The organism is Halofilum ochraceum (assembly GCF_001614315.2).
Classification (GTDB): domain Bacteria; phylum Pseudomonadota; class Gammaproteobacteria; order XJ16; family Halofilaceae; genus Halofilum; species Halofilum ochraceum.
Map to the genome: position 1 here is coordinate 41,764 of NZ_LVEG02000020.1, position 24,841 is coordinate 66,604.

General features: G+C 64.9%; 26 protein-coding genes. 1 reads left to right on the forward strand and 25 read right to left on the reverse strand.

Going from position 1 to position 24,841, the window contains the following annotated elements:
- Positions 1-48: 48 nt before the first annotated feature.
- From A0W70_RS17210 to A0W70_RS15245, 9 genes are all read right to left on the reverse strand, one after another.
- Positions 49-825, reverse strand: coding sequence for a sulfotransferase family 2 domain-containing protein (locus A0W70_RS17210; RefSeq protein ID WP_342670086.1), 777 nt, complete (start codon positions 823-825; stop codon positions 49-51).
- A gap of 9 nt (positions 826-834) precedes the next feature.
- Positions 835-2,187 (reverse strand): flippase, encoded by a 1,353-nt coding sequence (locus A0W70_RS15210; RefSeq protein WP_067563888.1) that lies wholly within the window; start codon positions 2,185-2,187, stop codon positions 835-837.
- Between the two features lie 252 nt (positions 2,188-2,439).
- On the reverse strand, positions 2,440-3,798 hold the full coding sequence (locus A0W70_RS15215; RefSeq protein WP_067563890.1) for a UDP-glucose dehydrogenase family protein: 1,359 nt from the start codon (positions 3,796-3,798) through the stop codon (positions 2,440-2,442).
- A 120-nt stretch (positions 3,799-3,918) separates the two neighbouring features.
- Entirely contained in the window at positions 3,919-4,263 is a 345-nt protein-coding gene (locus A0W70_RS15220; protein WP_067563893.1) for a four helix bundle protein, read from the reverse strand.
- A gap of 110 nt (positions 4,264-4,373) precedes the next feature.
- The gene (locus A0W70_RS15225) at positions 4,374-6,101 is read right to left on the reverse strand and encodes a bifunctional sulfate adenylyltransferase/adenylylsulfate kinase (protein ID WP_067563898.1); all 1,728 of its coding nucleotides are present in this window, start codon (positions 6,099-6,101) and stop codon (positions 4,374-4,376) included.
- Between the two features lie 575 nt (positions 6,102-6,676).
- Positions 6,677-7,681 carry an NAD-dependent epimerase gene (locus A0W70_RS15230; RefSeq protein ID WP_067563903.1) on the reverse strand — a complete coding sequence of 335 codons (1,005 nt, stop codon included), beginning with the start codon at positions 7,679-7,681 and terminating at the stop codon, positions 6,677-6,679.
- A 278-nt stretch (positions 7,682-7,959) separates the two neighbouring features.
- Positions 7,960-9,249 carry a nucleotide sugar dehydrogenase gene (locus A0W70_RS15235; RefSeq protein WP_067563907.1) on the reverse strand — a complete coding sequence of 430 codons (1,290 nt, stop codon included), beginning with the start codon at positions 9,247-9,249 and terminating at the stop codon, positions 7,960-7,962.
- A 187-nt stretch (positions 9,250-9,436) separates the two neighbouring features.
- The gene (gene ssb / locus A0W70_RS15240) at positions 9,437-9,913 is read right to left on the reverse strand and encodes a single-stranded DNA-binding protein (RefSeq protein WP_067563910.1); all 477 of its coding nucleotides are present in this window, start codon (positions 9,911-9,913) and stop codon (positions 9,437-9,439) included.
- Positions 9,914-10,283: 370 nt separating this feature from the next.
- On the reverse strand, positions 10,284-11,642 hold the full coding sequence (locus A0W70_RS15245; RefSeq protein WP_067563915.1) for an MFS transporter: 1,359 nt from the start codon (positions 11,640-11,642) through the stop codon (positions 10,284-10,286).
- Between the two features lie 596 nt (positions 11,643-12,238).
- Between A0W70_RS15245 and uvrA the strand changes: the two genes are divergently transcribed.
- Entirely contained in the window at positions 12,239-15,097 is a 2,859-nt protein-coding gene (gene uvrA, locus A0W70_RS15250) for an excinuclease ABC subunit UvrA (protein WP_067563918.1), read from the forward strand.
- Positions 15,098-15,673: 576 nt separating this feature from the next.
- Here the strand turns inward: uvrA and A0W70_RS15255 are convergent.
- The 16 genes from A0W70_RS15255 to rpsN all read right to left on the reverse strand — a co-directional run bounded on the left by A0W70_RS15255 (position 15,674) and on the right by rpsN (position 24,839).
- Positions 15,674-16,282, reverse strand: coding sequence for an SCO family protein (locus A0W70_RS15255; protein WP_067563921.1), 609 nt, complete (start codon positions 16,280-16,282; stop codon positions 15,674-15,676).
- A complete protein-coding gene (locus A0W70_RS15260) occupies positions 16,279-17,118 on the reverse strand; it encodes a cytochrome c oxidase assembly protein (protein ID WP_245675902.1) in 840 nt (279 codons plus the stop codon). The genes A0W70_RS15255 and A0W70_RS15260 overlap by 4 nt, the downstream gene beginning before the upstream one ends.
- A gap of 213 nt (positions 17,119-17,331) precedes the next feature.
- Positions 17,332-17,700: a 50S ribosomal protein L17 gene (gene rplQ, locus A0W70_RS15265; RefSeq protein ID WP_067563931.1), complete on the reverse strand. Its 369-nt coding sequence runs from the start codon at positions 17,698-17,700 to the stop codon at positions 17,332-17,334.
- Between the two features lie 28 nt (positions 17,701-17,728).
- Positions 17,729-18,733, reverse strand: a complete 1,005-nt coding sequence (locus A0W70_RS15270) for a DNA-directed RNA polymerase subunit alpha (RefSeq protein ID WP_067563934.1) — start codon at positions 18,731-18,733, stop codon at positions 17,729-17,731.
- Between the two features lie 17 nt (positions 18,734-18,750).
- A complete protein-coding gene (gene rpsD, locus A0W70_RS15275; protein ID WP_067563939.1) occupies positions 18,751-19,371 on the reverse strand; it encodes a 30S ribosomal protein S4 in 621 nt (206 codons plus the stop codon).
- A 15-nt stretch (positions 19,372-19,386) separates the two neighbouring features.
- Positions 19,387-19,782, reverse strand: coding sequence for a 30S ribosomal protein S11 (rpsK, locus tag A0W70_RS15280; protein ID WP_067563943.1), 396 nt, complete (start codon positions 19,780-19,782; stop codon positions 19,387-19,389).
- 35 nt (positions 19,783-19,817) lie between these two features.
- Positions 19,818-20,174, reverse strand: coding sequence for a 30S ribosomal protein S13 (rpsM, locus tag A0W70_RS15285; protein ID WP_067563946.1), 357 nt, complete (start codon positions 20,172-20,174; stop codon positions 19,818-19,820).
- An 86-nt stretch (positions 20,175-20,260) separates the two neighbouring features.
- A complete protein-coding gene (gene rpmJ / locus A0W70_RS15290; RefSeq protein WP_067563949.1) occupies positions 20,261-20,374 on the reverse strand; it encodes a 50S ribosomal protein L36 in 114 nt (37 codons plus the stop codon).
- A gap of 276 nt (positions 20,375-20,650) precedes the next feature.
- Complete coding sequence (secY, locus tag A0W70_RS15295) at positions 20,651-22,009, reverse strand: preprotein translocase subunit SecY (RefSeq protein ID WP_067563952.1); 1,359 nt, start codon at positions 22,007-22,009, stop codon at positions 20,651-20,653.
- A 7-nt stretch (positions 22,010-22,016) separates the two neighbouring features.
- Complete coding sequence (gene rplO, locus A0W70_RS15300; RefSeq protein WP_067563955.1) at positions 22,017-22,448, reverse strand: 50S ribosomal protein L15; 432 nt, start codon at positions 22,446-22,448, stop codon at positions 22,017-22,019.
- A gap of 1 nt (position 22,449) precedes the next feature.
- Complete coding sequence (gene rpmD, locus A0W70_RS15305; RefSeq protein WP_067563959.1) at positions 22,450-22,650, reverse strand: 50S ribosomal protein L30; 201 nt, start codon at positions 22,648-22,650, stop codon at positions 22,450-22,452.
- 5 nt (positions 22,651-22,655) lie between these two features.
- Positions 22,656-23,165 carry a 30S ribosomal protein S5 gene (rpsE, locus tag A0W70_RS15310; protein ID WP_067563962.1) on the reverse strand — a complete coding sequence of 170 codons (510 nt, stop codon included), beginning with the start codon at positions 23,163-23,165 and terminating at the stop codon, positions 22,656-22,658.
- Positions 23,166-23,179: 14 nt separating this feature from the next.
- On the reverse strand, positions 23,180-23,533 hold the full coding sequence (gene rplR, locus A0W70_RS15315; RefSeq protein WP_067563967.1) for a 50S ribosomal protein L18: 354 nt from the start codon (positions 23,531-23,533) through the stop codon (positions 23,180-23,182).
- A 26-nt stretch (positions 23,534-23,559) separates the two neighbouring features.
- Positions 23,560-24,105, reverse strand: coding sequence for a 50S ribosomal protein L6 (gene rplF, locus A0W70_RS15320; RefSeq protein WP_067563972.1), 546 nt, complete (start codon positions 24,103-24,105; stop codon positions 23,560-23,562).
- A gap of 14 nt (positions 24,106-24,119) precedes the next feature.
- A complete protein-coding gene (gene rpsH, locus A0W70_RS15325) occupies positions 24,120-24,512 on the reverse strand; it encodes a 30S ribosomal protein S8 (protein ID WP_067563975.1) in 393 nt (130 codons plus the stop codon).
- A gap of 21 nt (positions 24,513-24,533) precedes the next feature.
- Positions 24,534-24,839: a 30S ribosomal protein S14 gene (gene rpsN / locus A0W70_RS15330; RefSeq protein ID WP_067563979.1), complete on the reverse strand. Its 306-nt coding sequence runs from the start codon at positions 24,837-24,839 to the stop codon at positions 24,534-24,536.
- Positions 24,840-24,841 lie beyond the last annotated feature (2 nt).

The window sequence follows — 24,841 nt, forward strand, 5'->3', positions numbered from 1 at the left end:
CAACCCACCGCACTCGTAAACGCGGCCGTTTACGCATGCATTAGGACATTACTCCATTGGCCGTCTTGCATATGGTGTCCCAAATATCTCTTCGACCGCGACGATAAACGCGTAGTCTCGGGCGTACCATCGTTTGAGATTTTCCCTGGCGATCGCGGAAAGCTCAGTTTCGTCCCCATACTGATTCTGATGTCGGTGGATACTGGACCCCGGAAGCTGAAGTCCCGACCCCAGATCAAGCCCCTTCTGCAGGTAGCCGACATCCTCCGAGAGCTTTTCCTGGCGCAATACACCGACAACTTTGCTTCTATTTTCTTCCAGCAGGAGTTCGCCGCGGAACCAATCCCAATACGATGATTTCACGTGTCCGATCGCGTTCATTGCATTGGCAGCCCACGCCCGATCAGATGCACTCCCACAGAGTGCCTCCGCCAGTTCAACCGCGTTCCCGTACCGCGAAAATGCGGCCGCTTCGGCTCTTGTGTGCGCGCTGCGAAGACGTGGTAGCCCCTCCCTTCTACGGCTGTAAAACCCGCTCACGAACCGCGCTATAGGATCCCGGATCGTAAACAGACAAAACTCTTCGACCGGCACGTCCGAAATAGTGAATGTGTGTCGATGCGGAACAAAGTAGTACTCTCGGTTTTTCCGAGAGTTGTAGTCAATCAATGCGTTCTGCAGTGCCGTTCCGGCCGTTTTCCCCATATGCACGAAATGGACTATACATCTCCCCTGAAAACGTTCGACCGAGAGTCGACATCGACTCTCGGCGAGCATAGCGTATCTACCCAGCTTCCTACATGCAGCTCCCAATATCATTCGCATTCGACCATATTATTCGCGCGCTGCGCCCATAATTGATATTCCGAGGATTCTGTACGCCATCCATGCCTGAAGGCAATTACGCAGTACCAACGCGCACGATGTCGCGACTGCAGCACCTAAAATACCAAATATCGGAATAAGGACGCCGTTCAGGATAATATTTACTGCGGCCCCGGCAAGCAAAAGCTTGCTGTTCGTTGCCTCGTTTCCGGTCATACTCAACAGTATCCCCATCGGCCCCGTCGCCACATTAATCAGTTGCGCAACTCCGAGTACCGCGAGCGCGGTATGCCCTCGTGCGAAATCGACACCAAATACGGTCGCGAGTATCGAGTCCCCGGCGATAAAGAATGCCCCGATCACCGGGATCGCTACAATAAAGATAACGCGGGTGGCACGGCGTACCAATGTTTCGAGGGTGCGCATTTCTCCGGACGCGTACATGCCTGCGAACCGAGGAGAAAGGATCGGATTTGCCACCTGCAATCCGAGACCGACAAGCGTTGCGCCGTGAACCACTGCACGGTACACGCCCACGTCCTCGGGTGTCCGGAGCATTCCAAGCATTATCAGGTCGATCTGCGCGTTGATAACGCTTGCGCCGCTGATAACAATAAACGGTGGAAGGCTTTTCAGCCATTTAAGATCCTCGTGTTTCGGCGGCGCGGAACCCATTTCGATCGACCAGCTATGCGAGAGAATAACCACACCGATAGTGAGCACGGCAAGCACGCCCAAAAGCTCAGCGAGCATTGCGACGTGGGGTTCGCGGAGTGCAGGCCAGATCGCAAATACGGTAACGACAATGACCAACACCAGGGCCTTTTTCACGACTGAATTGATCGCAATGCCGATCAACACCCGATTCAACCCACGCAGGGCAAAAACGACAACCTTCGCCGCTGCTGCGATGGGCAGCATCGCGAGCATTAGGCTCAAGGTCAAAAGCGCGGGTTGCTGCAATCTGTCGGAGAAAATTGTAAGCAGACCAAGCCCCGCCAATGCGACGATTGAAGCGGCGGCTACCGCTAACTGCGACCCGCGTCGTACTGCACCCTGAACGGTTGGCCAATCGCGCCTTACTCGGGCTGCCGCGACTTCTCGCATAAGAAGGGTGGGAACCCCTGCTTCGGCGAGCACACTCGCAAGCGTCATTATTGCGACTGCGTGCGCGTAGACGCCGAAACCCTCGGCGCCAAGCAACCGGGCGAGAAGGATACTAAGCAGGAGTGCGATCAGGCGATCGCCGGCGAGAATCCCAGCGCTGCCCGCCGCGCCGCGCAGCAGTTGCGCTTTCAGGCCAGATCCCTTCGCGTGAGCCAAGAGCCAGTCTGAGAGACTCTTATTGGATCGGTCGGCCATATGATTGACTACCGATTATTTGAAGGCGATCGGGTGCCTTTATAGACCACCCGCTGTCGCCGGGGCCGGTGGAATGCGTTTGCCACCCCTCCCCCCTTGCCGCCTCCGTACGGGGCAATTCACGGAATGGCAGGGAGCCTGATCCGCTGACGGTCCTCGCTCTATCTCCTGTTGGAGCCGATCGGCTTATGCGCGGCGATTCACTGTCCAACCTGCCGCGGCGAGCACTTACGCCGGATAACAATGCCTCGTTTAAGCCCCCCGGTGCGATGTGGTTTCAAGACTGGTCCGACCACGGCCGATACCGTAATACATGAGGCCGTGCCGCCTGGCAAACTCGGGGCTGTAGATGTTACGGCCATCGAAGATGACGCGGTCGGCCACTTTTTTGTGGATCAATTCGAAGTCGGGACTGCGGAAGACTTTCCACTCGGTGACGACGACCAAGGCGTCGCTGCCGTTCAGGGTCTCTTCCGGCGTGGTACACAGGGTCAGGTCGTCGCGTTCGCCGTAGATGCGCCGGCATTCGTCCATCGCTTCAGGATCGAATGCGCGCACGTTGGCGCCGGCTTTCCACAGGGCTTCCATAAGCACACGGCTGGGGGCTTCGCGCATGTCGTCGGTGTTGGGTTTGAAGGCGAGGCCCCAGATGGCGAAGGTGCGGCCCTTGAGATTGCCGTCGTAATGGCGCTGGACCTTGTCGACGAGGGTGCGTTTCTGGTCGTCGTTGACGGCCTCGACGGCCTGGACGAGGCGGGCCTGGTAGCCGTGCTCGCGGGCGGTCCATTCGAGCGCCTTTACGTCCTTGGGAAAGCAGGAGCCGCCGTAGCCACAGCCGGGGTAGATGAAGCTGTAGCCGATACGGGGATCGGAGCCGATGCCGTTGCGGATGTGCTCGATGTCGGCGCCGAGGCGCTCGGCCAGGTTGGCCATCTCGTTCATGAAGCTGATCTTGGTGGCCAGCATGGCATTGGCCGCGTACTTGGTCAGTTCCGCGGAGCGGCGATCCATGACGATCAGTTTCTCGTGACTGCGCGAGAACGGGACGTACAGTTCGCGCAGACGTTCGATGGCGTCATGGTCTTCGCCGCCGACGATGATGCGGTCGGGCTTCATGAAGTCGGCGACCGCGGCGCCCTCTTTCAGGAATTCCGGATTCGAGACGACGTCGAAGCGGTGGTCGGCATCGCGTTTGTCGAGGGCTTCGCGCAGGGCCGCTTCGACCTTGTCGCCGGTACCGACGGGGACCGTGGATTTGGTCACGACGATCTTCGGCGCGGTCATCTGCTCGCCGATGGTACGGGCGACGGCGAGGACGTGCTTCAGGTCGGCGGATCCATCCTCGTCCGAGGGCGTCCCGACCGCGATGAACTGGACTTCGGCGTGGGCGACGGCGCGGGCGGCGTCGGTGGTGAAGTCGATGTGGCCGAGTTCGCGAGCACCGGTGATCAGGTCGGCGAGGCCGGGCTCGTAGATGGGGAGTTCGCCGCGCTTCAGCCGCTCGACGCGGTCTGGGTCGATGTCGACGCAGAGGACTTTGTTGCCGGCGTCGGCGAGACAGGCGCCGGTGACGAGGCCTACGTAGCCTGAGCCGAAGACGGTTACGTTCATCCTTGTGAAATCCCGGGGGTTTTGGTTGGCATTGGGTGGGTAGGATACCGGATGCGTTGGTTGAGGGCTAAGGGCCAAGGGCCAAGGGCCAAGGGCCAAGGATTTAAAGTTCAGGGAGGATTATGTGCTTTTCCAGGCTTTGATGAGGCCGCGCAGCATTGCTGACAGTTCGCGGGTTTCTTTGATCCAAGCCCGGCCCTGTTCGGACGGCACATATCCAGCTTCCATCCCGATATAGAGTTGGCTGCGCAGCTCTCCGCAAGAACCCTTGGCGTAGTGAAGGAACTTTACGCGGTCTCGGTCTGTGTCACGCTCGTAGCCCTCGGCAATATTGCTGGCAACAGAGAGCGCGGACCGGGTTATCTGATCCTTGAATCCGTATTCGCGGGAACCTTCGAGCGCCCGGTACAAGCCCGCACTGAGGCGAGCGGCCCGCTTCCATACATCCAGGTCTTCGAAGCGCATCCATGGCTCCGCTATCTGATTGCGTACCAGAAGCAGCCCCTCGGCACGCCCCACCTCAGCCCTCAGCCCTCAGCCCTCAGCCCTTGGCCCTTGGCCCTTGGCCCTTGGCCCTACTTAATGTACCCCATCTTCTCGAGCTTCAGCACGATATCGTGCGCCGCCTGGTCGGGGCTGACGTCCTGGGTGTCGAGGCGGATTTCGGGATTCTGCGGTTCCTCGTAGGGGTCCGAGATGCCGGTGAAGTTCTTGATCTCGCCGCGGCGGGCGCGGGCGTAGAGGCCCTTGCGGTCGCGTTCTTCACAGACCTCGAGCGGTGTGGCGACGTGGACTTCGACGAAGCCGCCCTCGGCCTCGATCATCTCGCGTACGATTCGGCGCGTGGCCGTGTACGGGGCGATCGGGGCACACAGCGCGATACCGCCGTTCTTGGTGATCTCGCTGGCGACGAAGCCGATGCGCTGGATGTTGAGCTCGCGGTGTTCCTTCGAGAAGCCGAGTTCGCTCGACAGGTGTTTGCGCACGACGTCGCCGTCGAGCAGCGTGACCGGACGGCCCCCGAGTTCCATGAGCTTGCTGAGCAGCGCATGGGCGATGGTCGACTTGCCGGAGCCGGAGAGGCCGGTGAACAGGACCGTGAAGCCCTGGCGGTTCTTCGGCGGGCGCGAGCGCCGCAGTTCCTGGACGACCTCGGGATAGGAGAACCAGTCCGGGATGTCGATCCCCTCTTCCAGGCGGCGGCGCACCTCGGTACCGGAGAGCTTCAGGACGGTCTCGCTCGCGTCGATCTCGCTGGCCGGAGCGTACTGGCCACGCTCCTCGACGAACGCCATTTCCTTGAACGGGACCATGCCGATGCCCAGCTCGTCGCGGTAGCGCTCCATGAGGTCCTGGGCGTCGTAGGGGCCGTAGAAGTCCTCGCCGGCGGAGTTCTTGCCGGGGCCCGCGTGGTCGCGGCCGACGATGAAGTGGGTGCAGCCGTAGTTCTTGCGGATGATGGCGTGCCAGACCGCCTCGCGCGGCCCGCCCATGCGCATGGCCAGCGGCAGCAGCGAAAGTGACGTGGTCTGCTCGGGGTAGCGCTTGAGGATGAGTTCGTAGCAGCGCACCCGCGTGAAGTGGTCGATATCGCCCGGCTTGGTCATGCCGACGACCGGGTGGATCAGCAGGTTGGCCTCGGCCTCCTGGGCGGCCCGGAACGTGAGTTCCTGGTGGGCGCGGTGCATGGGGTTGCGCGTCTGGAAGGCGACGATGCGCGTCCAGCCGACCTTCTCGAAGAACTCGCGCAGCTGGGTGGGCGAGTTGCGCAGGTGTTTGAAATCGTAGTGCGTGGGCGCCTCGATACCGCGCACGCGCCCACCGAGGTAGACCGAGCCGGCGCGGTTGTGGAGGTAGTGCACGCCCGGGTGCGCGCTGTCGTCGGCGCCGAAGACGTGTTTCGCTTCGAGCGACTTGTCGGGGCGGTAGACGTCGGTGACGTCGATCACGCCGATCAGGACGTGTTCGGCATCGCGCAGCGCGACGGTGATGGGTTTGTCGGCGCTCGCGCCCTCGACCTTGGTCGCGAATTCCTCGGAGACGTCCAGCGTGATCGGCATCGGCCAGAGGGTGCCGTCGGCGAGGCGCATGTCGTCGCGCACGGACTCGTAGTCGGCCTGCGTGAGAAAGCCCTCGAGCGGCGAGAAGCCACCGTTGAGGAGCAGTTCGAGGTCACAGAGCTGGCGGTGCGTCAGGCTCCATTCGGGGAAGTCACCGGCCTGCGCGGCCAGTTCGGCGGCGGCGTCCGATGCGAGATAGCCTACTTTGAGGCTGCCGCCGTGCGGCTCGACGAGTCGTGTCATGTTCTTCTTTCCGTACTTGCTTGCGGGGTCATCGGGCGGGGCCCGGGGAGGCGCTGCGATGCGCGTCAGGGCGCGCATTGTACGCGGTTTGGGGCGTTTGCGGGAGGTGGAGCGGCAGGCGGCAGGCGGCAGGCGGCAGGATCGTAGGCGCGTTTTCGCCGGAGGCGAACGCGCGCATTCGCTGTGCACCGGCGCTGGTGCGCCCGATACGTCGTGCGGGCACGATCGCGAGCAAGCTCGCTCCTACAGTGGCGCCGTGCCGGAACGCGGCAATACGGGATACTTTGGGCGACGGGTTGTAGGCCGGCCTTTCCCGGCGTGCCTCGCATTCGGGGTATGCACCGGCAGCGACCGCCGGGGAATGCCGGCATTGCGCGGTGAGATGCCCGGGCCGTTATCGACCGTCCCGAACCGCGCAAGGCCGGCCTACGTCCGAGGCGAGCAGCGTAGGCCGGCTTTTGCCGGAGGCAACAGCCGGCATGCATCTGCACAAGGCCGTGGCCTCGTCCGCCGGCTGGCTCCCTTCGGTCGCAAGCCGGCCTACGTTCCGGGCAAGTGGTAACGAGGCAGGCGAATCAGACGCCGTAGTAGTCGCGGTACCACTGCACGAACCGGCGCACGCCCTCTTCCACCGGGGTGTCGGGACTGTAACCGCAGTCGCGCTGGAGGGCGCTGGCGTCGGCCCAGGTGTCGGGCACGTCGCCGGGCTGCATGGGGAGGAGGTTTCTCTCGACGCTGCGGCCGAGTTCCTGTTCCAGCACTTCGATGTAGCGCATCAGGTCGACCGGCTTGTTGTTGCCGATGTTGTAGATGCGGTACGGGGCGTTGCTGCTGGCCGGGTCGGGGTTATCGCTGTCCCAGTCGGGATCCGGTTCGGCGGTGTGGTCATTGGCGGCCACGACGCCCTGGGCGATGTCGTCGACGAAGGTGAAATCGCGTTTGTGCTCGCCGTAGTTGAAGACGTCGATCGGCTCACCGTTCAGGATCGCTTTGGTGAACTTGAACAGCGCCATGTCCGGGCGGCCCCAGGGGCCGTAGACGGTAAAGAAGCGCAGGCCGGTGGTCGGCAGCCGGAACAGGTGTGCGTAGCTGTGCGCCATCATCTCGTTCGCCTTTTTGGTGGCGGCGTAGATGGCGAGCGGGTGATTGACGCCCTGGCTCTCGGAGAACGGCATGGCGGTATTGGCGCCGTAGACGGAGCTGGTCGAGGCGTAGGTCAGGTGTTCGACGGCGTTGTAGCGACAGCCCTCGAGGATGTTCATGAAGCCGACGACGTTGCTGTCGATGTACGAATGCGGGTTCTCGATGGAATAGCGCACGCCGGCCTGGGCTGCGAGGTGGATGACGCGGTCAAAGCCGTCACCGAAGACGCGCTCCATCGCCGGGCGGTCGGCCACATCGACGTGCTCGAAACGGAACCGCTCATGCGGCTGCAAGCGGGCAAGTCGCGCCTCTTTGAGCGTGACGTCGTAGTAATCGTTGAGGTTGTCCAGCCCGACGACGGTGTCGCCGCGCTCGAGCAGCACCTGGGCGACGTGATAGCCGATGAAGCCGGCGGCGCCGGTGACGAGGACTTTCATTTTGGCTCCGTTGATCCTTGCGTGATCCGGATTCTATGCAACGTCCGTGCGTGACAGGGCCGTGTGCAGCGAATCATCGCGAGCAAGCTCGCTCCTGCATGAATCCTGACGGTCGGTGCACGTTCACCTGTAGGAGCGAGCTTGCTCGCGATCGTACCCGCACGCCGCATCGGGCCCATCAGGGCCGGTGCACGCCGAATGCGCGCGTTCGCCTTCGCCGAAAACGCGCCTACGCAAGCCGGAAACGAACCGACCATTCCCGGCCCTTGGCCCTGCCCTCACAGGCGCCCGTCGACCACATCGCGATCGAGTGCGTATTTGACGTCGAACAGCACGCCATCGGGCTTGAGCCAGCGGCGGAGCTTTTCGGCGCCCAGGTCGCGGAACTGCTGGTGCGCGACGGCCAGGACGACGGCGTCGAAGGCGCCCTCGCCGAGTTCGTCCACGTCCGCGAGTGCGAGGCCGTACTCGTGCATCGCTTCATCGCGATCGACGTTGGGATCGTGCACGGTCACCGCGGCGCTGTAGCTGCGGAATTCCCGGATAATATCCGTCACGCGCGTGTTGCGCAGATCAGGGCAGTTCTCCTTGAACGCAAGCCCGAGCACCAGGATCTTCGAGTCGACGATCTGCAGGCGGCGCTGGAGCATGAGCTTGATTACGCGCGAGGTGATGTACTCGCCCATGCTGTCGTTCAGGCGGCGGCCCGCGAGGATCATCTCGGGATGATGGCCGACGGACTGCGCCTTGTGCGTGAGGTAATACGGGTCGACGCCGATGCAGTGCCCGCCGACCAGGCCCGGGCGGAACGGCAGGAAGTTCCACTTGGTGCCGGCGGCGCGCAGCACGTCCTCGGTATCGAGCCCGAGGCGATCGAACAGGACCGCGAGTTCGTTGATGAGCGCGATGTTGACGTCGCGCTGGGTGTTCTCGATGACCTTGGCGGCCTCGGCGACGCGGATGCTGCCGGCGCGATGCGTGCCGGCGGTGATGACGCGGGCATAGAGCGCATCGACGTACTCGGCGACTTCCGGCGTCGAGCCGGACGTCACCTTCATGATGCCGCTGACACGGTGCTCACGGTCACCGGGGTTGATGCGCTCGGGGCTGTAGCCCGCGTAGAAGTCCGTGTTGTACGCGAGGCCGGATACGCGCTCGACGACCGGGATGCAGACGTCTTCGGTCGCGCCCGGGTAGACGGTGGATTCGTAGACGACGATCGCGCCTTTGCCGATCACCCGTCCGATGGTCTCGCTGGCGCCCAGCAGCGGCCGCATATCCGGCTGGCGATGGGCATCGATGGGCGTGGGCACGGTGACGACGAAGATATCGCAGCCGCGCAGCGCCGCGGGGTCGTCGGTGAGGTGGAGGCGATCGGCGTCGGCGAGCTCATCGGCCGTGACCTCGCGCGTGTCGTCACGCCCTTCGCGCAGATGGGCGATGCGATCGCTTTTGATATCGAAACCGACGGTCTCGAAGTGCTTCGCGAATTCGACCGCCAGCGGGAGGCCGACGTAGCCAAGGCCCACGATGCCGACGCGGGCCTGATCGAGCGGGGGGAGCGACATGCGTTATCCGTCCTTGCGTGCTGCGGAAACGGCCCGCAGGGCGCGCCCGGATCATCCGGACGACCTCCCCCGCAGGCGTTGGCCGGTTCGCTGTCCGGCCGATCAACTATAGCTGCTCGTGCGCGGCCGGCAAGGTCGCTGCACACCGGCGCGTCACCGCGACGCTACCGGCATGCAGCGCGTGGCCTCAGAACGGGATGTCGTCGTCGAAATCGTCCGCCGGGGGCTGACCGCCGCCCTGCTGACCACCACCCTGCTGGCCGCCGCCACCGCGCTGAGCGGAACCGCCACCACCGGGCGCGCCGCCGCCACCACCGGCGCCGCCACCGCGGCCGCCGAGCATCTGCATGTCGTTGGCGACGATTTCCGTGCTGAATCGGTCGTTGCCCTGGTCATCCTGCCACTTGCGGGTCTGCATGCGGCCTTCGACATAGACCTGAGAGCCCTTCTGCAGGTACTCGCCCATGATCTCGGCGAGGCGGTTGAAGCCGACGACGCGCACCCATTCCGTGCGCTCCTGCTGCTCGCCGGATTGCCGATCCTTCCAGGTCTCCGACACCGCGATGCGGATGTTCGTGACCGCCACACCGCTCGGGGTATAGCGGGTCTCCGGATCGGCACCGAGGTTGCCGATGAAGATGCATTTATTGACGCCTCTGGCCATGGGTCTTCTCCTTCGCGGCGCAGGTCCATTCGCGCCGTTATTGAATTCGTATGCCGGGTCCCGCGAGCGGGTGGATGGTTCCCGCGGCGGAACGGCGGATTATGCCACAGGCGGGCGGCAGGCGGCAGGCGGCAGGCGGCAGGCGGCAGGCGGCAGGCGGCAGGCGGCAGGCGGCAGGCGGCAGGCGGCAGGCGGCAGGGCCAAGGGCCAAGGGCCAAGGGCCAAGGGCCAAGGGCCAAGGATCGTAGGCCGGCTTTTGCCGTAGGCAACAGCCGGCAGCCGCCGCACAAGACCGTGGCCTCGTCCGCCGGCTGGCTCCTGCCACGTCGCCTGCGGCTCCTCGCAGCGATGCCTTCGGTCGCAAGCCGGCCTACTTGTTGAAGCCGGCTCGCTGCAGTTCGGTCTGGTCGAAGGTCTGGCGGTCGACTTTGAGGTAGGCGACGCCTTCTTCGGCGACGACCACGGCCTCCTCGACGCCGGGCAGGCCGGACAGGCGTCGTGCGATGTTCTCGGCGTTGTTGCCCGCCTCGCCATCGAGCGGGACGACGTAGCTGGTAACGGGGGGCGGTACGCGCATGGAGCGGGCTACGAACAGCCAGCCGGCGGCGGCGACGCCGAGGGCGGCGAATACGAGGGGCGGGCCGCCGATGCCTTCGAGCAACCCGGCCCCGACACCGCCGACGAAGGCGCCGAGGAACTGGCAGGTCGAATACACGCCCATCGCGGTCCCCTTCTGCGCAACCGGCGCGGCCCGGGAGACCAGCGCCGGCAGGCTGGCCTCCAGGACGTTGAAGCCGGCAAAGAACAGCAGCAGCGCCAGACCGATCCCGAAGACCGTATCGCCGTATACGCCGAGCCCGGCATGGGCGACGGCGATCAGCGCCAGCGCGACGATGAACACCGGCCGCGTGCGATCGTGGCGCTCGGCCAGCATCACCAAGGGGCCCATCAGCGCGAGCGAGCCGCCGAATACCGGCAGATACACCTCCCAGTGGCTGGCCGCGGCGAGGCCGACCGCGTCCAGCGCCAGCGGCGCGGCGACGAACGTGCCGGTCATGATCATGTGCAGGACGAAGATGCCGCCGTTGAGGCGCAGCAGCGTTGCATTCGCGAGCACGGCGCGCAGTTGCGCGCCGGAGGGGCGGGCATCCCGGTGCACCCGCTGAACGCGCGGAGTGGGCACGACGGTATACAGCAGGAGCAGCGCCAGCAGCCCGAGCCCGGTGGCCAGCCAGAACACCCCCGCCAGATGAAACCAGGCGTTCACCAGAGGGCCGACGACCAGGGCCAGCGAGAAGGAGGCGCCGATACTGATGCCGATGATGGCCATCACCCGTGTGCGTACGCCGTCGCGGGTGAGATCGGCCGCCAGCGCCATCAGGGCGGCGGCGATCGCGCCCGCGCCCTGCAGCGCCCGGCCGAGGATCAGGACGGTGATCGTATCCGCCACCGCGGCGAGCGCGCTGCCGGCGGCGAACAGGAGCAGGCCGACGGCGATCACGCGCTTGCGGCCGAAGCGGTCGGAGGCGAATCCGAAGGGGATCTGCAGCGCGGCCTGGGTGAGGCCGTAGATGCCGACCGCCACGCCGATCAGCAGCGACGTGGCGCCGCCGAAGTCGCGCGCCGCCAGCGCCAGCACCGGCAGCACGAGAAACAGGCCCAGCATGCGCAGGGCATAGATCCCCGCGAGCGCGCCGGCCGCGCGCCATTCCGCGGCGATCATCCGCATCGATCGGCCTCGCAAGCAGGTTGGATGGGCCGTGCGGGCCCGGTCATGATCGCCGCACGCGGCCGCAAGCGGACCGGCGTCGCGCACGGGGTGAAAAAGTGCATGTGCTTTTGCCTGGTACCGCGGGGACGGCGTATATTAGCAGGTTGGCCGCGCGCATCGACAGGTGGCGACAGAGCAAGGGCCAAGGGCCAAGGGCCAAGGGCCAAGGGCCAAGCTGGCAGAGTGTAGGCCGGTCTTTCCCGGCGCCCAAGGCATTTCGGGTATGCATCGCCGTACTCCGCCGGGGTACGTTTCGCGGGCGGTGTGCATTCGAGCGTTGCGGTGGGGCGTTGTCGGGGATCGCGGCAGTGCTATCTGCATGGGCCTGCCGGGCCGATGCGTGGTGCGGGCACGATCGCGAGCAAGCTCGCTCCTACAGGGGCGCGTTGCCGGAGCGTAGGCCGGCTTTTGCCGAAGGCAACAGCCGGCGTGCACCTGTAAAGCGCCCCGGACTCGCTCGCCGGCTGGCTCCCTTCGGTCGCAAGCCGGCCTACGTCTGCAACGAGGCGGCTTGATTACTTTTTTCTTTGCAGTAGACACTCCCGGAATTCTCCATGGCCAGTATCAGCGTCCGCGGTGCCCGCACCCACAATCTCAAGGGCATCGATGTCGACCTGCCCCGCGATCGGCTGATCGTCGTCACCGGGCTGTCGGGCTCGGGCAAGTCCTCGCTCGCGTTCGACACGGTGTTCGCCGAGGGGCAACGGCGCTATGTCGAGTCGCTGTCGGCCTATGCGCGGCAGTTCCTGTCGGTCATGGAGAAGCCTGACGTCGACAGCATCGAGGGCCTGTCGCCGGCGATCTCGATCGAACAGAAGGCGACTTCGCATAATCCGCGCTCGACGGTCGGCACGATCACCGAGATCTACGACTACCTGCGCCTGCTCTACGCCCGCGCCGGCACCCCCCAGTGCCCGGAGCATGGGACCGTGCTCGAGGCGCAGACGGTCAGCCAGATGACGGACCAGATCCTGGCGCTGCCGGAGGGCAGCAAGCTGATGCTGCTGGCGCCGGTGGTGGACAACCGCAAGGGTGAGCATACGGCCCTGCTGGCCAAATTCCGCACGCAGGGATTCATCCGCGCGCGGATCGACGGCGAGATCCACGAGCTCGATGCGACGCCGAAACTGGATCCGCGGCGCAAGCATACGGTCGAGATCGTCGTCGATCGTCTGCGGGTGCGCGAGGATCAGCGCCTGCGCGTGGCCGAGTCGGTGGAGACCGCGCTCAACCTCGCCGACGGGATCATGCGCCTGGCCTGGATGGATGACCCGGACGCGGCCGAGATCACCTTCTCGTCGAAGTTCGCCTGCCCGGAGTGCGGCTACGCGGTCGCGGAGATGGAACCGCGGCTGTTCTCGTTCAACAATCCGGCGGGCGCCTGTCCGACCTGCGACGGGCTCGGCACGCACCAGTTCTTCGATCCGGACCGGATCGTCGCGCACCCGCACCTGAGCCTGGCGGGCGGTGCCATCCGCGGCTGGGACCGGCGCAACGCGTATTACTACCAGATGGTGCAGTCGCTGGCGAAGTACGCGGACTTCGATCCGGAGACGCCGTTCGAGGAACTGCCGCAGGAGGTCCGCGATCTGCTGCTCTACGGCAGCGGCGACCGCGAGATCGAGTTCCAGTACGTCAACGAGCGCGGTCACACGGTCAGCCGGCGGCGCCCGTTCGAGGGTATCGTCCACAATATGGAGCGGCGCCATCAGGAGACCGATTCGATGGCGGTGCGCGAGGAGCTGGCCAAATACATCAGCCAGCAGGTCTGCCCCGCATGCCAGGGATCGCGGCTGAACGAGCATGCGCGTTACGTGTTCGTTGACGATACGCCGCTGCCCGCGGTCGTGCGCATGCCGATCGGGCCCGCCGCGGCCTGGTTCGGTCAGTTGTCGCTGCCGGGTCACCGTGGTGAGATCGCGGCGAAGATCGTCAAGGAGATCCGCCAGCGGCTCGAGTTCCTGGTCAACGTCGGCCTCGAGTACCTGACTCTGGAGCGCAGCGCCGAGACCCTGTCCGGCGGCGAGGCCCAGCGCATCCGCCTCGCGAGCCAGATCGGCGCCGGGCTGGTGGGGGTGATGTACGTGCTCGACGAGCCCTCGATCGGCCTGCACCAGCGCGACAACCATCGCCTGCTGCAGACGCTTTCGAACCTGCGCGACATGGGCAACACGGTCATCGTGGTCGAGCATGACGAGGAGGCGATCCGCACGGCCGATCACGTGGTCGACATCGGCCCGGGCGCCGGCGTGCACGGCGGTCACGTGGTGGCCGAGGGGACCCCGGCCGAGGTCGAGCGCAACCCCGCCTCGCTCACCGGGCAGTACCTGTCCGGGCACCGGCGCATCGAGATCCCGGCGGAGCGCCATGCCCGCGACGAGCGCGCCCTGGTTCTGCACGCGGCCAGCGGCAACAACCTGAAGGACGTGACCGCGCAGATCCCCTGCGGCCTGTTCACCTGCGTGACCGGGGTCTCGGGCTCGGGCAAGTCGACGCTCATCAACAACACGCTCTATCCGCACATGGCCCATCATCTGTATGGATCCACGCGGGAAATGGCTCCGCTGGAATCCATCGATGGACTGGAGTACTTCGACAAGGTTGTCGATATCGATCAGAGCCCGATCGGGCGCACGCCGCGCTCGAACCCGGCCACCTACACGGGGCTGTTCACGCCCATCCGTGAGCTGTTCGCGGGCACGCACGAGGCGCGCTCACGCGGTTACAAATCCGGGCGCTTCAGCTTCAACGTGAAGGGCGGGCGCTGCGAGGCGTGCCAGGGCGATGGCGTGATCAAGGTGGAGATGCACTTCCTGGCGGACATGTACGTGACCTGCGAGGTGTGCAAAGGCGCGCGCTATAACCGCGAGACGCTCGATATCCAGTACAAGGACAAGAGCATCGCGGATGTGCTGGCGATGACGGTCGAAGAGGCGTGGGAGTTTTTTGCACCGGTCCCGGTGCTCAAGCGCAAGCTCGATACGCTGATGGATGTCGGCCTGTCCTACATCACGCTCGGCCAGAACGCGACCACACTCTCCGGCGGCGAGGCCCAGCGGGTGAAGCTGGCGCGCGAGTTGTCGAAGCGCGATACCGGGCGGACGCTGTATATCCTCGACGAGCCGACCACGGGCCTGCATTTCCATGACGTGGATCAGTTGCTGAAGGTGCTGCACCGCCTGCGCGACCACGGCAATACGATCGTCGTGATCGAGCACGATCTCGATGTGATCAAGACCGCGGATTGGGTTGTCGATCTCGGCCCCGAAGGGGGCGAGAAAGGCGGCGAGATCGTGGCGACGGGCACGCCCGAGGAGGTCGCGACGGTCGAGGCCTCGCATACCGGGCGCTACCTGCGTGAGATCCTGGGCGATCGGGTCAAGGCCGCGCAGCGGGGTGAGAAGCGGGGGTAAGGGCCAAGGGCCAAGGGCCAAGGGCCAAGGGCGAAGGGCGAAGGGCGAAGGGCGAAGGATGATCGGTTTGCTTCGGGAGCGGCGGTAGGCGCGTTTTCGCCGGAGGCGAACGCGCGCGGCCGGCGGTACGGCAGACTCGATCGCTTCGGGCGCACCGCGCGCATTCGACCGGTACGGTGGCCCGGTCGAAGACGCGCCTACGTCGGGAGGTCCATTCAATGACGAACGCCCACGTAGGCCGGCCTTCCCCGGCGCGTCCCCACATTCGATTCGAGACGTGCACCGTCACTCGCCGCCGGGGAATGCCGGCATTGCGCGGTGAAATGCCAGGGCCGGTATCCGGCTGTGCAGACCGCACAAGGCCGGCCTACACAGTAGCGGCGGCCGCATTCGATGCGCGTGTCCGCCGGGGCGACGGACCGCTTGTCGCGTTGGGTTTCCTTCGTCAACCCAACCTACGTTGACGGCTTTTCGATTCCGTCAGACGCGGGACGCGCTCCTCGGCCCTTGGCCCTTGGCCCTTGGCCCTTGGCCCTTGGCCCTTGGCCCTTGGCCCTTCGCCCTTCGCCCTTCGCCCTACCACCCGTCCGATTCGGCGAGGCGTTCCAGATCCGCGGCCAGGTCGTCGATGTCGTCGTCTTCGCGGCCGAGCAGGCGGATTTCTCCGTCGCGGTCGAAGATGAAGGCCGCGTTGGAGTGCGAGACATCGTAGAACCCGCTGTCGTCGGGCTTGCCGTAGCCGAAGGTGGTGCGGTAGCGCTTGGTGAGATCCCGAAGGTACGGGATGGGTCCGCGCAGGCCGACGAAGCGTTCCCCGAAGCTGTCGACGTACTTGGCGAGCCGCTCGGGCGTATCGCGTTCGGGATCGACCGAGACGAACAGCACGCGCACCTCGTCGGCGTATTCCTCGTCCATCTGCTGCAGGGCCTGCGAGAAGCGGGCCAGTGTCAGCGGACACATGTCCGGGCAGCTGGTGAAGCCGAAATACATGACCTTGATCTTGTCGTCGTATGCGGCTTCGGTCACGGTCTCCCGGTCTTCCGCCCGCGTCAGCTCGAACTCCAGATCCGGCATCAGGCCGCTGACATCGCGCAGGTTCCAGGGCTCTTCCTCGGCGCAGCCATTGAGCAGGAGCAGGCCCAGGGCCAGCAGGGCACCGGCCATGATGCGCGCGGGATATCTCATACGCTTGCTCCATTTATAGTGGTCGACGCCGGCCGGGTGCTTTCGCGCAGCCACAGCCGGAACACCACCAGTGCCCCGATCATGCTCATCATCGCCGCCGGGATCCAGGTGATGAAACCGCCGATGCGCTGGTCGGTAATCGGATCCAGCGGCCAGGCTCGGCCGCAGACCGCGTAGACGTCGTACAGCACGCCATCGGCGAGACCGATCTGCGCCCCGAGGAGGATCTGCGGGATCATGATCGCCCACAGCAGCAGGATCCGGATCCCGAAACTCAGCCCGCCGGACTGGCGGCCGCGCGGATCGACGATCAACCACCAGAACAGCAGGCCGTCGATCAGCATCGACGCGTTCATCACGCGGTACAGATCGATGCTCAACATTGCATCGAAATGGATTTCGGCGTCCAGCCAGAAGAAGATGAGGCCGACAAACAGGACCGGGGCGATCACGGGATGCTGGACCGTCCGGTAGGGCCAGCGCAGGGCCGGGTGGCGAAGTACCGCCCCGAGACGGGCTCTTGTCGCCGGCGCGAAGGCGTACGGCAACACGCGGTGCGGCGCGCCCAGCACCATCAGAAACGGCGCCAGATGGTGCAGTACCAGGTGCTGGCCGCGATGGACCCAGAACATGTATTGGGAGAGATAATCCAGATACGTGTGCATGACCGCATAGGTCAGCACGATACCGGTAAACCAGGCGATCGCGGCGCCCACGCCGGGGCGCTCACCCGCCTGCCTCATGCGCCTTAGACCGACGGCATAGACGCCGGCGGCGAGCGCGCAGAACGCGACTACCTCCGGGTAGAAATGGTACGGGAGGAGAAGATCGAGCACTGGGATGCCGATTCAGATACGGGGGTCGATCCGCATTGTACCAGGCGAACGCCGGCATTGCGCGGCGGGCTGCCTGGGCCGCCATCCCGCGCTACGGGCCACGCAAGGCCGGCCGACGCGATGCGGTCCCCAGGCGCCACAATCCGGAGCCGCAACGAGAAAAGGCGGCCCGTGAGGCCGCCTTTTCGGGGACAACCGATTGACCCGATTCCGTTACGGGGCGTCGGGCCGGTCGACGAGCTCGACGAGCGCCATCGGCGCGCTGTCGCCTTCGCGGTACCCGCACTTGAGGATACGGACGTAGCCGCCGGGGCGTTCGCTATAACGCGGACCGAGTTCCTCGAAGAGCTTGCGCACGCCGGCCTTGTCGCGCAGACGATTGAACGCGAGCCGACGGTTGGCAACGCTGTCTTCCTTCGCAAGCGTGATCAGGGGTTCCGCATGCCGACGGAGTTCTTTCGCCTTCGGCAGCGTCGTCTTGATCAGCTCGTGCTCGAACAGCGATGCCGACATATTCCGGAACATCGCCGAGCGATGGCTGCTGTTCCGGTTGAGCTGCTTACCGCTTTTGCGATGACGCATGACTGCAGTTCCAATATCCGGTTGGCGGTCAGGCCGAGGAAGCCTTGTCCTGACGCTGGAGTTCGGCCGGTGGCCAGCCCTCGAGACGCATGCCGAGCGACAGCCCCTGGGATGCGAGGACGTCCTTGATCTCGGTGAGCGACTTCTTGCCCAGATTCGGCGTCTTCAGCAGCTCCACCTCGGTCCGCTGGATCAGGTCCCCGATGTAGTAGATGTTCTCGGCCTTGAGGCAGTTCGCGGAACGAACCGTCAACTCCAGATCATCGACCGGGCGCATCAGGATCGGATCGATCTGCGATGCGCTCTCATCGGCCTTCGCCTGCTCGTCGCCCTTGAGTTCGACGAACACCGACAGCTGCTCCTGCAGGATCGAGGCCGCGCGGCGAATCGCCTCTTCCGGGTCGATGGTGCCGTTGGTCTCGATATCAAACACGAGCTTGTCGAGGTCGGTCCGCTGCTCGACACGCGCACTCTCGACGCTGTACGACACCCGGCGCACCGGGCTGAAGGTCGCGTCGATCTGGAGGCCGCCGAGGGCGCGGCTCTCGCCCTCTTCCTGCTCGCGGGCGGTCGACGGCTCGTAGCCGCGCCCCTTGCGTGCATGCAGCGTCGCCTCAATCTCACCGCGATCCGTCAGGTGCGCGATCACGTGATCGGGATTCGCGACCTCCACGTCGTGATCGGCCTGGATGTCACCCGCCGTCACGACGCCGCCGCCTTTCTTCTTCAGCGACAGGCTGGCTTCGTCCCGGGCGTGCATCCGGATCGCCACGCCTTTGAGATTCAGGAGGATATCCATCACGTCCTCGTGTACACCCTCGATGCTGGTGTACTCGTGGACAACTCCCTCGATCTGCACGTCCGTGATGGCGGCGCCGGGCATCGACGACAGCAGGATGCGCCGGAGCGCATTGCCGAGCGTGTGACCGAAACCGCGCTCGAGCGGCTCCAGCGAGACGCGGGCGCGATAATCGCTTAGCGCCGAAATATCGACGATCCGCGGCTTCAGGAATTCATTGACGTTACCGGACATCGGTTTGACGCCCTCCGTTACTTCGAGTAGAGCTCGACGACCAGCGACTCGTTGATCTCGGCGGGGAGATCGCTACGAACCGGGACGGACTTGAACACGCCTTCCATTTTGGTCGAGTCGACCTCGATCCACTCCGGAATCCCGCGCTGCTGCGCCAGATCCACGGACTCCGAAAGACGGTTCTGCTTTTTGGCGCGCTCACGGACCGCGACAACGTCGTGTGCCTGCACCTGGTAGGAGGGGCAGTTGACGACGACACCGTTGACCGTGATCGCCTTGTGGCTCACCAGCTGCCGCGATTCGGCGCGGGTGCTGCCGAAGCCCATCCGCCACGCGACGTTGTCGAGGCGCTGCTCCAGGAACTGCAGCAGGTTCTCGCCGGTCGACCCTTTACGCTGGGACGCCTTCTTGTAGTACTTGCTGAACTGCTTTTCCATCACCCCGTACATGCGCCGGAGCTTCTGCTTCTCGCGCAGCTGCAGGGCGTAGTCGGAAGCCCGACCGCGACGACCCGTCGCCGGGCCCGGCGGGCGATCCAGTTTGCATTTCGACTCAAGGCTGCGGACGCCGGACTTGAGGAAGAGATCGGTTCCCTCCCGACGGCTCAGCTTGCACTTGGGACCGGTATATTTGGCCACGTTCGCCCTCCCGGCTTAGACGCGCCGACGTTTCGGCGGACGACACCCGTTATGGGGAATCGGCGTCACGTCGGTGATGCTGTTGATGTTGAAACCCGCGTTGTTCAGCGAACGCACGGCCGAATCGCGACCCGGGCCGGGGCCCTTCACGCGGACTTCCAGGTTCTGCAGGCCGTAGTCCTTCGCGGCCGTGCCGGCGCGCTCGGCGGCGACCTGCGCCGCGAACGGCGTGCTCTTGCGGGAGCCGCGGAAACCGGAGCCCCCGGACGTCGCCCAGCTCAGGGCATTGCCCTGGCGGTCGGTGATCGTGATGATCGTGTTATTGAACGATGCATGCACGTGCGCAATGCCGTCGGAGACGGTGCGACGCACCTTCTTCCGTGGCGTTGTCTGGGTCTTGGTCTTCGCCATTGCCTCGGTGTCCCGCTCGTTGACTGGTTACGCGATCAGCGCTTGATAGGCCGGCGCGGGCCCTTGCGAGTGCGCGCGTTCGTCTGCGTCTGCTGCCCCCGAAGCGGCAGGCCGCGCCGGTGGCGGAGGCCGCGGTAGCAGCCAAGGTCCATCAGACGCTTGATGTTCATGGAGACTTCGCGCCGGAGATCGCCCTCGACACTGTACTGGCCGATCTCGTTGCGCAGCGCGTCAACCTCCCCCTCGGAGAGATCCCGCACGCGCGTATCCGCCGGCACGCCCGCGGCGTCGCAGATCTGGCGCGAGCGCGTCGGGCCGATCCCGTAGATCGACGTCAGGGCCACCCAGGTGTGCTTGTTCACCGGGATGTTGATGCCTGCGATGCGAGCCATTCGCACTGTCTCCTCAAACCGTTGGGAAGCCGCGCAGTATAGCGGCGCAGCCTGGTCCTGTGCAAGAGCCGGATTCGGCCCCCGTGTTACCCCTGCCGCTGCTTGTGCCGGGCGTCCCGGCAGATCACGCGCACCGAGCCGTTGCGCTTGATGATCTTGCAATGACGGCAGACTTTCTTGACCGATGCACTTACCTTCATTTCTCTTCTCCACCCGGGGCTGGCCCCGTACGCGCCACGCTGGTTTTGACCCGTGTTGTTTCTTCGAGGGCCAAGGGCCAAGGAAAAAATCCTCCGCGCCTCGGCGTGCCGTAGCGCCTCTACCGCTTATTGCCGCTCGCCTTCGCCCAAAAACCTAACACCTGCCGCCGTCCCTTGGCCCTTGGCCCTTGGCCCTTGGCCCTTGGCCCTTGGCCCTTGGCCCTTGGCCCTTGGCCCTTGGCCCTTGGCCCTTGGCCCTTGGCCCTTGGGCCCTTACTAACCGCCGCCCCGGCGGTTGTAGCCCTTCAGGTTCGCCTTCTTCATCAGGCTGTCGTACTGGTGACTCATCAGATGCGACTGGACCTGCGACATGAAGTCCATGACGACGATCACGATGATCAGCAGCGAGGTCCCCCCGAAATAGAAGGGCACGTTCAGCCAGATGATCAGGAACTCCGGCAGCAGGCAGACCGCCGTGATATAGAGCGCCCCGACCAGGGTCAGGCGCGTCATCACGCCATCGATATACCGTGCGGTCTGTTCACCGGGACGGATCCCGGGGATGAATGCGCCCGACTTCTTCAGGTTGTCGGCCGTGTCGCGCGAATCGAACACCAGCGACGTGTAGAAGAAGCAGAAAAAGATGATCGCGGCCGCATAGGCCATGACGTACAGCGGCTGACCCGGCTGCATCGTCGCCACGAGATCCCGCAGCCAGCCCATGCCCTCGCCGGTCTGGCCCGCCATGTTCGCGATCGTGGTCGGGAACAGGATGATCGACGAGGCGAAAATGGCCGGGATCACTCCCGCCATGTTCAGTTTGAGCGGCAGATGGCTCTGCTGCGCGGCGTACATCTTCTTGCCCTGCTGCCGCCGGGCGTAATTCACGGTGATCCGGCGCTGACCGCGCTCGATGAACACCACGAAGCCGGTCACCCCGATCGCCAGACCCGCGATCAGCAGCACCACCGGACTGGCGAGCTCACCCGTGCGCACGAGTTCCAGTGTGCCCCCGAGCGCCGCCGGCAGACCCGATACGATGCCGGCAAAGATCAGGATCGAGATCCCGTTGCCGACGCCGCGTTCCGTGACCTGCTCACCGAGCCACATCAGGAACATCGTCCCGGTGCTCAGGGTGACGACGGTCGTGAACACGAACGCGAGTCCGGGCGTAAATACCAGCGCCTCGCCACCGACCTGTTGGCCCTGCAGCGCGATGCCGATGCCGATCGACTGGAAGATACACAGCGCCAGCGTGAGGTAGCGCGTGTATTTCGTGATCTTGCGCCGGCCGGCCTCCCCTTCCTTGCGGATGGCCTCGAGGCTCGGGACCACGTGCGACATCAGCTGCATGATGATCGACGCGGTGATATAGGGCATCACGCCCAGGGCGAACAGCGACATGCGCTTGAGCGCACCGCCGGAGAACATGTTGAACATGTCCAGGATGCTGCCCTGCTGCTGCTCGAACAGCCGCCCCATCACCACCGGGTCGATCCCCGGGATGGTGATGTGCGCGCCCACGCGGAAAATCACGAGCGCGAGCAGGACGAACATCAGCCGCGAGCGCAGCTCGGCCGACTTCCCCAGAGCGCCTACGCCTCCGGAACCCGATGCGGCAGCCGTGCGCGCCATACCGCGATTACTCGACCGTACCACCCGCGGCTTCGATCGCCGCGCGTGCACCCTTGGTCACCTTGACGCCCTTGACCGTCACTGCCCGATCGATCGTGCCCGAGGCGAACACGCGTGCACGCTTGGCCGTCGCCGGGATGACACCCGCGGACTTGAGGCTGCGCAGATCGACGGTCTCGCCCTCGACCTTGGCCAGTTCGTGCAGGCGCACCTTCGACGTCTCGCGCGACAGCCGCGAGCGGAAACCGAATTTCGGCAGCCGCCGCTGCAGCGGCATCTGGCCGCCCTCGAAGCCGACCTTGTGAAAGCCGCCGGAACGGGACTTCTGACCCTTGTGGCCGCGCCCGCCGGTCTTGCCGACACCCGATCCGATGCCGCGACCGACGCGCTCCGCGTCTTTCTTCGCGCCGTCGGCGGGATGAAGCTCGTTAAGTCGCATTTCAGGCCTCCTCGACCGACAGCATGTACGAGACCTTATTGATCATGCCCCGATTCTCCGGGGTATCGATGACCTCGACGGAATGATGCATCCGCCGGATCCCGAGGCCGGTCAGGCACGCCTTGTGGCGTTTCAGCCGGCCGATGGCGCTGCGCACCTGCGTCACACGCAGCTTGCCGGATGTGGTCTTCTGCTTTGCCATGGCCGTTATCCCGTCAGTTCCTCGAGGCTCTTGCCGCGCTTGGCCGCCACCCGCTCGGGCGACTGCATGCTCGACAGGCCGTTGATCGTCGCCTGCACCACGTTGAGGTGGTTGTGCGTCCCCTGGATCTTGGCCAGCACATCGTGGACACCCGCCACTTCAAACACGGAGCGCATCGCACCGCCGGCAATGATCCCCGTACCTTCGGAGGCCGGCTGCATGTACACGCGGGCGGCACCGTGACGGCCCACCAGCGCGTACTGCAGTGTCGCGCCGTCGAGCGGGACGTCCTTCATGTTGCCGCGCGCCTTCTCCATGGCCTTCTGGATCGCCTGCGGGACTTCGCGGGCCTTGCCGTAGCCGAACCCGACCTTGCCCTGACCGTCGCCGACGACCGTCAAAGCGGTGAAGCCGAACTGCCGGCCACCCTTGACGACCTTCGCGACGCGGTTGATCGAGACCAGCTTCTCGAGATAGCCGTCCGCACTCTGTGCTGCCGTTTCGGTATTCGCCATCGTGATCTACCCGTTCAGAACTGCAGGCCGTTTTCGCGCGCCGCTTCAGCGAGCGCCTTCACGCGACCGTGGAAACGAAAACCCGAGCGATCGAACGCCACGCGGGTGACACCCGCGTCGCTCGCCTTCTCGGCGATGCGCCGCCCCACCAGCGAGGCCGCCTCGACGTTACCGGTCGACTTGACCGCCTCGCGGAGATCCCGCTGCACGGTCGACGCCGTAGCGAGGACCTTGTCCCCGTTCGGCGCCAGCACCTGCGCGTAGATGTGCCGGGGCGTGCGATGAATCGTCAGCCGGGCTACACCCTGATCACGCATCTTCGCGCGGCCGCGGGTGGCACGACGGAGTCTTTGGCGCTTCTTATCCATGGCTTCACTCGTTCGATGCGGAAGCGTTACTTCTTCTTCGCTTCCTTCATGATGATTTCTTCGTTTTCGTACCGCACGCCCTTGCCCTTGTAGGGCTCCGGCGGCCGGTACGCACGAATCTCGGCGGCCACCTGGCCGACGCGCTGTTTGCTCGAGCCCTTGACCACGACTTCCGTCTGGCTCGGGCACTCGATCTGGATATCCTCGGGCACCGGGTGATTGACGTCGTGCGAAAAGCCGAGCGTCAATTTCAGGCTGCTGCCCTGCATCTGCGCGCGGTAGCCGACGCCCTTGATCACCAGCTTGCGCTGGAAACCATCCGTCACACCGACGACGATGTTGTTGAGCAGCGCCCGCATCGTCCCGGCCATGGCGTTTTCCTGCCGGCCTTCGCGCCGCGGCGCGAAGCGGACCGCATCCTCGTCCCGCCGGACGTCGACCCATTCGTGCACCGTGTAGGAATCGCTGCCCTTCGGGCCCTTCACGCTGATTTGCTGGCCCTGAATGTCGACCTCGACATTCGCCGGTACCACGACCGGCTTGCGGGCGACGCGCGACGTTGCTTCGACCATCTCGCTGACTCCGTTTACGCGACCGTGCAGATCACTTCGCCGCCGTGCCCTTCGGCACGGGCCTGACGATCGCTCATCACGCCATGGGACGTGGATACGACCGCGATCCCGAGCCCGTTGAGGACACGCGGCAGGTCACCCTTGCCACGATAGATCCGCAGGCCCGGGCGGCTGACCCGCTTGATGTTCTCGATCACCGGCTGACCCTCGAAGTACTTGAGTTCGATGGTCAGCACGGGCTTCGTTTCGCCCTCGACATGGAAGCCGGCGATGTAACCCTCGTCCTTCAGGACGGTGGCGACGTTCACCTTCTTCTTCGACGAGTCCATCGAGACCTGCGACTTGTTCGCCATGTGCCCGTTACGAATCCGGGTCAGCATATCGGCGATTGGATCGGACATGCTCATCAGTCGTGCTCCCCGATTCGTTTACCAGCTGGCCTTGCGCAGGCCAGGCACATCGCCACGCATCGTGGCTTCACGCAGTTTGTTGCGGCCAAGACCGAACTTGCGATAGACCCCGTGCGGACGCCCGGTCTGCTGACAGCGGTTGTGCTTGCGCACCGGGCTCGCATCGCGCGGGAGCTTCTGAAGCCGCGTCACCGCGTCCATACGCTCCTCGAACGAGGCATTCGGATCTTTCACGATCGCCTTGAGCCGCGCGCGCTTTTCGGCGTGCTTCGCAACCGTCTTTTCGCGCTTGCGCTCGCGCTCCACCATTGAAACCTTAGCCATCG

Bases quoted from the DNA above. Each gene is read 5' to 3' on its own strand.
- rpsE (WP_067563962.1), bottom strand. From the start codon at position 23,165: ATGGCGAATACCGAAACGGCAGCACAGAGTGCGGACGGCTATCTCGAG.
- ssb (WP_067563910.1), bottom strand. From the start codon at position 9,913: ATGGCCAGAGGCGTCAATAAATGCATCTTCATCGGCAACCTCGGTGCC.
- A0W70_RS15270 (WP_067563934.1), bottom strand. From the start codon at position 18,733: ATGTCCGGTAACGTCAATGAATTCCTGAAGCCGCGGATCGTCGATATT.
- rpmJ (WP_067563949.1), bottom strand. From the start codon at position 20,374: ATGAAGGTAAGTGCATCGGTCAAGAAAGTCTGCCGTCATTGCAAGATC.
- A0W70_RS17210 (WP_342670086.1), bottom strand. From the start codon at position 825: ATGCGAATGATATTGGGAGCTGCATGTAGGAAGCTGGGTAGATACGCT.
- rpmD (WP_067563959.1), bottom strand. From the start codon at position 22,650: ATGGCAAAGCAGAAGACCACATCCGGCAAGCTGCGTGTGACGCAGGTG.
- rplF (WP_067563972.1), bottom strand. From the start codon at position 24,105: ATGGTCGAAGCAACGTCGCGCGTCGCCCGCAAGCCGGTCGTGGTACCG.
- rplR (WP_067563967.1), bottom strand. From the start codon at position 23,533: ATGGATAAGAAGCGCCAAAGACTCCGTCGTGCCACCCGCGGCCGCGCG.
- A0W70_RS15245 (WP_067563915.1), bottom strand. From the start codon at position 11,642: ATGCGGATGATCGCCGCGGAATGGCGCGCGGCCGGCGCGCTCGCGGGG.
- A0W70_RS15215 (WP_067563890.1), bottom strand. From the start codon at position 3,798: ATGAACGTAACCGTCTTCGGCTCAGGCTACGTAGGCCTCGTCACCGGC.
- A0W70_RS15220 (WP_067563893.1), bottom strand. From the start codon at position 4,263: ATGCGCTTCGAAGACCTGGATGTATGGAAGCGGGCCGCTCGCCTCAGT.
- rpsM (WP_067563946.1), bottom strand. From the start codon at position 20,174: ATGGCTCGCATCGCAGGCATCAACATCCCGGTGAACAAGCACACCTGG.
- rpsK (WP_067563943.1), bottom strand. From the start codon at position 19,782: ATGGCGAAGACCAAGACCCAGACAACGCCACGGAAGAAGGTGCGTCGC.
- A0W70_RS15225 (WP_067563898.1), bottom strand. From the start codon at position 6,101: ATGACACGACTCGTCGAGCCGCACGGCGGCAGCCTCAAAGTAGGCTAT.
- secY (WP_067563952.1), bottom strand. From the start codon at position 22,009: ATGGCGCGCACGGCTGCCGCATCGGGTTCCGGAGGCGTAGGCGCTCTG.
- A0W70_RS15230 (WP_067563903.1), bottom strand. From the start codon at position 7,681: ATGAAAGTCCTCGTCACCGGCGCCGCCGGCTTCATCGGCTATCACGTC.
- rpsN (WP_067563979.1), bottom strand. From the start codon at position 24,839: ATGGCTAAGGTTTCAATGGTGGAGCGCGAGCGCAAGCGCGAAAAGACG.
- A0W70_RS15235 (WP_067563907.1), bottom strand. From the start codon at position 9,249: ATGTCGCTCCCCCCGCTCGATCAGGCCCGCGTCGGCATCGTGGGCCTT.
- rplO (WP_067563955.1), bottom strand. From the start codon at position 22,448: ATGCGACTTAACGAGCTTCATCCCGCCGACGGCGCGAAGAAAGACGCG.
- rpsH (WP_067563975.1), bottom strand. From the start codon at position 24,512: ATGAGCATGTCCGATCCAATCGCCGATATGCTGACCCGGATTCGTAAC.
- A0W70_RS15210 (WP_067563888.1), bottom strand. From the start codon at position 2,187: ATGGCCGACCGATCCAATAAGAGTCTCTCAGACTGGCTCTTGGCTCAC.
- uvrA (WP_067563918.1), top strand. From the start codon at position 12,239: ATGGCCAGTATCAGCGTCCGCGGTGCCCGCACCCACAATCTCAAGGGC.
- A0W70_RS15255 (WP_067563921.1), bottom strand. From the start codon at position 16,282: ATGAGATATCCCGCGCGCATCATGGCCGGTGCCCTGCTGGCCCTGGGC.
- rplQ (WP_067563931.1), bottom strand. From the start codon at position 17,700: ATGCGTCATCGCAAAAGCGGTAAGCAGCTCAACCGGAACAGCAGCCAT.